This window comes from Streptomyces sp. NPDC059524 (assembly GCF_042749255.1).
Taxonomy (GTDB): domain Bacteria; phylum Actinomycetota; class Actinomycetes; order Streptomycetales; family Streptomycetaceae; genus Streptomyces; species Streptomyces xanthii.
In genome coordinates this window covers 33,557-41,199 of the sequence record NZ_JBHYTK010000066.1, presented here as the reverse complement: position 1 = coordinate 41,199, position 7,643 = coordinate 33,557, and the positions used below count along the sequence as shown (strand labels likewise).

Here is a 7,643-nt window from a genome sequence, read left to right as displayed (position 1 = left end):
TCACCGGTGGCGCTGCCGGAGGCGCGGGGGGGGGGCGCGGGGCCCCGGGTCGTGCCCCGGGGTGCGGTGGCGGGGGTACGCCACGCCGGGGCGGTTGGCGGCCGGGGCGGGCGGCGCCGCCGGGGGAGCCAGGAGCGCCGGCCCCGCGGGCGCCGGCGCGCCCAGCAGGTCCAGCGGCACCTCGATGTGCGCGGGGCGCGGCCGGCCCGTACGGAACAGCGTGAACGCCCGCGCCACCGCCGCCCCGATCTCGGCCACCGACGTCACGCGGTGGCTGAACGCGGCGACCCCGCGCAGCGCGTCGGTCTGGCTGCGCATCTCGTGCAGCAGACCGGTGGCGCGGCTGGGATGCCGCAGCGGCATCCCCGGCGACACGACCAGCAGCGGCACACTGTCCGAGTACGCCTGGCCGACGGCCGCCGCGATGTTGAGCAGCGCGGGCCCCGTCGTGGTGATCGCGACGCCAGGGGTGCCCGTCACGCGCGCGTAGGCGTCCGCCGCGTAGCCCGCGCCCTGTTCGTGACGCGGGGCGACGTGGGCGATCCCGTGAGCCGTCAGGTGCCGGTAGATCTCCAGGTTGTGGGTGCCCGGGATACCGAAGGCGTGCGTGACCCCGTGCGCGGCGAGGGCGCGGACGATCGCCTCGCCGCCCGTGAGATGCTCCGGCCCGGCGGTCACAGCGACCTCGAGATGACGAGACGCATGATGTCCGAGGTGCCTTCCTCGATCTCCTCCAGCTTGGCGTCGCGCATCCACTGCTCGACGGGGTACTCACGCGAGTACCCCCAGCCGCCCAGCGTCTGCACGGCCGCCCAGGTGCAGTACGCGGCCGTCTCCGACGCGGTGAGCTTCGCCATGGCGGCCTCCGCCGTGGCGTCCAGACCGGCGTCGATCCGGCGGGCCGCGCGCCACGTCATCAGACGCGACTGCTCGATGCGGGTGCGCATGTCGGCCAGACGGAACGCGACCGCCTGGTGCTCGACGATCGGCTTGCCGAACTGCACGCGCGTGCGCGCGTAGTCGCGTGCGTACTCGTAGGCGGCGCGGGCCACACCGGTGGCCGCCGCGCCCAGCACGGTGCGCGAGATGTCGAACGTGCGCATCAGGCCGACGAAGCCCTCGCCCTCCGCGCCGAGCCGCTGCTCCTCCGGGACGAAGACGTCGGTCAGGAAGACCTCGCGGCACACGATCGCGCGCTGGCCCATCTTGCGCATCGGTTCACCGAAGGTGAGTCCGGGGGTGTCCTTGCGCAGCAGGAAGGCGCTCACCCCGCGCGAGCGCAGCGTCGGCTCGGTCTTCGCGAACACCACGTAGAAGTCGGCCTCGCCGGCGTTCGAGATCCACGCCTTCTGGCCGTTCAGCACATAGCCGCCCTCCGTGCGGGCGGCCGCCGTCGTGATGGACGCGGCGTCGGAGCCCGAGCCCGGCTCGGTCGTCGCCAGGGACGTCATGGGGGTGTCGGGGCCGGCCAGCGGGGTCAGCCAGGTCCGCTTCTGCTCCTCGGAACCCAGCTCCAGTACCGGGTCGGCGAAGAAGCCGTTGGAGCAGAGCAGATTGCCGATGCCGAGGTCCCCGACGCACAGCTCCTCCTGGACGAGGCACTGCGTGAAGACGTCCGTGAAGCCGCCGCCCCCGTACTCCTCGGGAAGCATGAACCCGGTGATGCCGACCTTGGCCGCCTTGTGCCACAAATCCCAGGGCGTCTCCACGTCCGCCTCGTCCACGGCACGCGCGCGCGGGCGGATCTCCTCGGTCGCGAAGGTCCGGGCGAGATCGACCACGGCGAGTTGTTCGGGGCTGAGCGGGACCAGTTCGGTGGGGAGCTCCGACACGATGCCTCCAAGGGGACTGCCAAGCGGCTCTACTGAATCGTGAGTCAGTATCTGGAGCCTCGGAGAGCGCTGTCAATGGACGGGATACTGAATGATGGATCAGTTCGCGCGGGTGGGGCCGGAGGGGGTACGGGGACTACGGACACAAGGGGCCCGGCGCGTTGTCGGTGGGGCCGCACATAATGGGAGCCTGATCGATCGTCGGGAGGCGCCGTGTCACGTTCGCTGAGTTCCGGACTGCGTTCGCTGCAGCCCGCATCCTTCGGTGCCGAGCCCGCCGGGGCGCGACTCGACCGCATCCGCAGGTCGCCGAACTTCTCGGACGGCTCGTTCCGCAACCCGGAGGGCGCCCGCACCCGCCCCGAGGGCTCCATGGCCGAGTTCGCGAAGGTCTACTTCCGCAAGGAGGAGCGCCTGCGCCGCGCCCCCTCCGGCACCGTCCCGGTGCACGCCACGACCCTCGCAGACCTGTCCAAGCCGCCCGCCACCGGGCTGCGGATCACCTGGATGGGGCACTCCAGCGTGCTCGCCGAGATCGACGGGGCGCGGGTGCTGTTCGACCCCGTCTGGGGCGAGCGCTGCTCCCCGTTCCCCTTCGCCGGGCCCAAGCGGCTGCACCCCGTGCCGCTGCCGCTCGCCGCGCTCGGCCCCGTCGACGTGGTGGTGATCTCGCACGACCACTACGACCACCTGGACATGCCCACCATCAAGGCGCTGGCCGACACGGACACCGTCTTCGCCGTGCCGCTCGGCGTCGGCGCACACCTGGAGCACTGGGGTGTGCCGGCCGACCGGCTGCGCGAGCTGGACTGGCACGAGTCCACGAAGGTCGCGGGCGTCACCCTCACCGCGACGCCCGCCCGCCACTTCTGCGGCCGCGGCCTGCGCAACGCGCAGCACACCCTGTGGGCCTCCTGGGTCGCCGCGGGCCCCGACCACCGCGTCTACCACAGCGGGGACACCGGGTACTTCCGCGGCTTCCAGGACATCGGCGCCGAGCACGGCCCGTTCGACGTGACGATGATCCAGATCGGCGCCTACTCCGAGTGGTGGCCGGACATCCACATGACCCCCGAGGAGGGCCTGCGTGCCCACCTCGACCTCCAGGGCGGGCCGGTCTCCGGGCCGATGCTCCCGATCCACTGGGCGACGTTCAACCTGGCCCCCCACGCCTGGACCGAGCCCGGCGAGGGCACGGTCACGGCGGCCCGCCGCGCCGCGGCCCGCATCGCGCTCCCGCGCCCCGGCGAGCCCTTCGAGCCCGCGGCGGAGACCCTGCCGACGGAGCAGTGGTGGCGCTCGGTCGCGGCGATCCCGCGCGGCGGCTGGCCGGTCCCGGAGCCGGCTCCGAAGGCGGGCACGGACGACCCGGAGGTGGCGGTGGCGGGCCACTGAGGCCAGCCCCGTCGCGATGCGGAAGGCCCGGCGGGCAAGCGGGGCGCGAGCGGGCCGCCGTGCGTGGAGCGGGCAAGCGGGGCGCGAGCGGGCCGCCGTGCGTGGAGCGGGCAGCGGGGTGCGAGGGGGCGCCGTGCGCGGAGCGGATCGCGTCGCTGGGAAGCGGGGGACACGCATGACGGACGACCGCGTGGCGATCCGGCTCACGGCCGACGAGGCGCTGGTGCTGTCGCACTGGCTGGAGAAGCTCCAGATGACCGATCTCAGCCGGGTGGTCGACGACCCGGCGGTCTGGGCACCCGTCCACCGGATCGCCGGCACGCTGGACAAGACCCTCCCCGCACTGTCCGCACCCGACTACGCCCAGCGACTCGAAGACGCCCGCGCCCGCCTCCGCCCGGAGGGCTGACGCGGGCAGTCCGTCTCCGGGCCGCTCCGCCGTCGACCCGCGCAATCCGCCGAGTCGGCGCCACCTGTGCCTATCGGTGCTTTCCCACGGCCCCTGAAAAGGGGCGATCGTCGCCGATCTCCACAGGGCGAAGCCCCATGAGCGGGTCACTCGCCCGCACTCGCCCCTTCGGCCCGCACCCGCCGCGGTGACGCGTTCCACCAGCGGCGGGAGGCTCGGGACAGGGCCGACTGTTCGGCGAAGCCGAGGAGGGCGGCAATCTGGCCGATGGGGAGGGCCGTGGTCAGGAGGAGGCGGCGGGCCGTGTGGCGGCGGACGTCGTCGAGGAGCGCGCCGAAGGTGGTGCCCTCCGCTTCCAGGTGCCGCTGGAGTGTGCGCGGGTGCAGGGCGAGGAGGGAGGCCACCGTGCGGGTCGAGGCCGAGCCCGTGGCCAGGGACTCCTGGATCGCCGCCCGCACCCGTGCCGTCACCGTGTCGGTGACCCCCTGGGCCTGCTCGTCGAGGTAGGCGAGCGCGAGCCGGCGCAGGTTCGCGTTGACCCGGCCGGTCGGGCGGTGCAGGAGCGTGCGCGGCAGGCGCAGGGCGGCGTACCCCTGGACCCGCCCGATGTGCACGGGCGCCCCGAAGAACGCCTCGTGCGCGGACAGTGGCGCGGCCGGGCGGTACGGCAGCTCCACGCCGCGCAGCCCGTACGGCCCGCCGCACAGGAAACCGATCGTGCGGTGCACGAAGCCGAGCCCGCAGTCCGTGCCCTGCACCGGCCCCGCCGACGTCGCCGGACCGTACAGCAGCGCGCCCGTGCCGGGCTCCCCGGCCGGGTCGTCCCCGAGCGTCAGCGTCAGGGACCGGCTGTGCACGAAGAGGTAGCGGGACGTGCACTCCAGGGCGTCGCCGAGCGTCGGCGAGTGCTGCAGTGCCACCGCGAGCGAACCCAGCATCGTGATGTCCTGCCGCGTCGCCATCCGCAGCCCCAGATCGGGGCAGCGCAGCTCGTGCGCCGCGACCTCCAGCGCGGTCGCCACCGCCTGCTCCGGGATCAGCTCGTCATCGCTGTCCAGGGCCGACACCTCGAGCCCGGCGGCCCGTGCGAACCGGGCCCCGTCACCGCCCAGCTCACCCACCGTCGACCGGAAACCGCGCAGCGCGGCGGACCTGATGTACACCCCGAGCCTCCAGTTCCCCGACGGGCCGTGTCGCCCTCGGGCAAATCTATGTCGCGCTCGGGCAAGAAAAGGAGGGCCCCGCATCGGACACTGAGTGCCATGTCCCTCACACCGCTCTCCCCGGCCCAGGGCGCGGACGCCGCGCAGCAGGGCACGCCCGCCGCCCCGACCGAGCACGTGAACGTCGTGATCGTGGGCGCGGGCCTGTCCGGCGTGGGCGCGGCCCACCGCATCCAGACGGCCCGCCCCGGCGCCACGTACACCGTGCTCGAGGCGCGTGAGGACCTCGGCGGCACCTGGGACCTGTTCCGCTATCCCGGAGTCCGCTCCGACTCCGACATGTACACCCTCGGCTACCCCTTCCGGCCCTGGCGCGACGGGAAGTCGCTCGCGGACGGCGCCTCGATCCTGAGCTACATCAGGGAGACGGCCGAAGCGTTCGGCATCGACCGGCGCATCCGCTACTCCAGCAAGGTCGTCGGCGCCGACTTCAGCACCAGGACCAGCCGCTGGACGCTCACCGTCGAGGACCCCCGCGACGGCACCCGCACGACCCTGAGCTGCGACTTCCTCTACTCCTGCGGTGGCTATTACGACTACGAGCACCCGCACGCGCCCGTGTTCGAGGGCGCCGGGGACTTCCGCGGGCAGATCGTGCACCCCCAGTTCTGGCCCGAGGACCTCGACCACGGCGGCAAGCGGGTCGTCGTCGTGGGCTCCGGGGCCACCGCCGTCACCCTCGTGCCCTCCCTGCTCGAAGACACCACCGGGCGGCAGGACGGCCGGAGCGGCAAGGCCGCCGCCCACGTCACCATGCTCCAGCGCAGCCCCACCTGGATCGGCTCCGTGCCGCAGCGCGACAAGCTCGCCGACCGCGCCCGCTCCGTGCTGCCCGAAGGCCTGGCCCACCGAGCCGTCCGCGCCAAGAACATCGCCTTCAGCACCGCCTTCTACCAGTACTGCCGGCGCCGTCCCGACTCCGCCCGCAAGATCCTCGGCCGGCTCGCCACCAAGGGCGTCGGCGACGCCGGACTCGTCGCCGAGCACTTCACCCCGGCGTACGACCCCTGGGACCAGCGGCTGTGCGCCGTCCCGGACGGCGACCTCTTCAAGGCCGTGCGGGCCGGCACCGCGCGCGTGGTCACCGACCACATCGACCGCTTCGTGCCCGAGGGCGTCCGGCTGCGCTCCGGCGAGGTGCTCCCCGCCGACATCGTGGTCACCGCCACGGGCCTGCGGCTGCTGCCCTTCGGCGGCATCCGGCCGCGCGTCGACGGTGAGGAGGCCGATCTCTCCGAGCGCTTCATCTGGCAGGGCGCCATGATCAGCGGCATCCCCAACTTCGCCGTCTGCGTCGGCTACACGAACGCCTCCTGGACCCTGCGCGCCGACCTCACCCACCGCCTCGTCTGCAAGGTGCTGACCTGGATGGACCGCGAGGGCCACCCCGCCGTCGCGCCCCGCCCCGACCGCGCGCTCACCCCGCGCCCGCTCCTCGACCTGGCCTCCGGCTACATCCAGCGCGCCGCCGGCTCCTTCCCGCACCAGGGCGACCGGAGCCCGTGGCGGATGCGGCAGAACTACGTGCTCGACGCGCTCACCACCCTCCGTGCCGACCTCGCCCGCAGCCTCAGGCCCGTCACGGCACCGGATCCGGCCGCGGACGGCGCCGCCGACTGGCAGCCCGACCTCCTCGGCGAGGACTACGCGCAGCGCGTCATCGACCTGGGCCCCGACCCGGACGGCGAGGGCGACGCCCGCGCCGTCCTCGTCCGCCGCAGCGTCCGCCCCGACGAGCCGGTCACCGGCGCCGTCCTGTACGTGCACGGCTTCTCCGACTACTTCTTCCAGACCGAGCTCGCCGACTTCTTCGCCGCGCGCGGACTCGCCTTCTACGGCCTGGACCTGCGCAAGTGCGGCCGAGCCCGGCGCCCGGGCCAGACCGCGCACTACGTGTCCGACCTCGCCCTCTACGACGCCGAACTCGACCAGGCCCTCGAACTGATCGCCGAGGAGCACCCGGACCTGCCCGTCGTGCTCGCCGCCCACTCCACGGGCGGCCTCGTCGCACCGCTCTACCTGGACCGGCGCCGCCGCGCCGGACGCCCGACCGCGGTGAGCGGCCTGGTGCTCAACAGCCCCTGGTTCGACCTCCAGGGCAAGCCGTTCATGCGCGGACCCGTCACCTGGGCCCTGCGCGCCCTCGCGCGCGTGCGCCCCTTCCAGGCGCTCAACCTCCCGGGCGGGGTCTACGGCCGCACCCTGCACACCAGCGGCACCGGCGAATGGGAGTACGACGTCGACCTCAAGCCGCTCGACGGATTCCCCGTCACCATCGGCTGGCTCAACGCCGTGCGCCGCGGGCACGCCGCCCTGCACCAGGGCATCGACGTCGGCGTCCCGTCCCTCGTGCTGCGCTCCGACAAGACGCACTACTCGCTGCGCTACAGCGAGCGCAGCGACCGGGCCGACACCGTCCTCGACGTCCGGCAGATCGCCCGCTGGACGGCGGCCGGCCTCGGCGGCGACACCGCCGACGTCCCCGTCACCGACGCCCGGCACGACGTCTTCCTCTCCCTGCCCGGCGTGCGCCGGAGCGCGTACGAACACCTCGACACCTGGCTCCGCCTGCACCATCACGCCCCCACCCCCGACTGACCGCACCTCGACCGACCTCGACCGATCTCGACCCACAGCGACCCCACCGCGACACCGCACCACCCGCGCCCCGCTCCGTGCACCGCACGGCGGGGCGCTTCGCGTCGTCTGCCTTCCGACAGTAGGCGCGCCCACTGACAATCCACCGCCCCCGGCCGACCCCCGGGGAGCTGGGCGAACGCCTGT

The 7,643-nt window shown here is 73.7% G+C and carries 6 protein-coding genes; 3 read left to right on the top strand and 3 right to left on the bottom strand.

What is annotated here, in order from left to right; translation table 11 throughout:
* Both ACFW9D_RS19975 and ACFW9D_RS19970 read right to left on the bottom strand, forming a co-directional pair.
* Entirely contained in the window at window positions 1-678 is a 678-nt protein-coding gene (locus ACFW9D_RS19975; RefSeq protein WP_384623491.1) for a thiamine pyrophosphate-binding protein, read from the bottom strand.
* Complete coding sequence (locus ACFW9D_RS19970; protein WP_384623489.1) at window positions 675-1,832, bottom strand: acyl-CoA dehydrogenase family protein; 1,158 nt, start codon at window positions 1,830-1,832, stop codon at window positions 675-677. The genes ACFW9D_RS19975 and ACFW9D_RS19970 overlap by 4 nt, the downstream gene beginning before the upstream one ends.
* A 213-nt stretch (window positions 1,833-2,045) precedes the next feature.
* On the opposite strand from ACFW9D_RS19970, the gene ACFW9D_RS19965 reads away from it, so the two are divergent.
* Together ACFW9D_RS19965 and ACFW9D_RS19960 are read left to right on the top strand one after the other, a co-directional pair.
* Window positions 2,046-3,227, top strand: a complete 1,182-nt coding sequence (locus ACFW9D_RS19965) for an MBL fold metallo-hydrolase (protein WP_384623487.1) — start codon at window positions 2,046-2,048, stop codon at window positions 3,225-3,227.
* 175 nt (window positions 3,228-3,402) lie between these two features.
* Window positions 3,403-3,636 (top strand): hypothetical protein, encoded by a 234-nt coding sequence (locus ACFW9D_RS19960; protein WP_384623485.1) that lies wholly within the window; start codon window positions 3,403-3,405, stop codon window positions 3,634-3,636.
* Window positions 3,637-3,782: 146 nt separating this feature from the next.
* Here the strand turns inward: ACFW9D_RS19960 and ACFW9D_RS19955 are convergent, their stop codons facing one another.
* A complete protein-coding gene (locus ACFW9D_RS19955; RefSeq protein WP_384623483.1) occupies window positions 3,783-4,799 on the bottom strand; it encodes an AraC family transcriptional regulator in 1,017 nt (338 codons plus the stop codon).
* 99 nt (window positions 4,800-4,898) lie between these two features.
* Here ACFW9D_RS19955 and ACFW9D_RS19950 point away from each other — a divergent pair, with 99 nt between their 5' ends.
* A complete protein-coding gene (locus tag ACFW9D_RS19950; RefSeq protein ID WP_384623481.1) occupies window positions 4,899-7,457 on the top strand; it encodes an alpha/beta fold hydrolase in 2,559 nt (852 codons plus the stop codon).
* The last annotated feature ends 186 nt before the right edge of the window (window positions 7,458-7,643 follow it).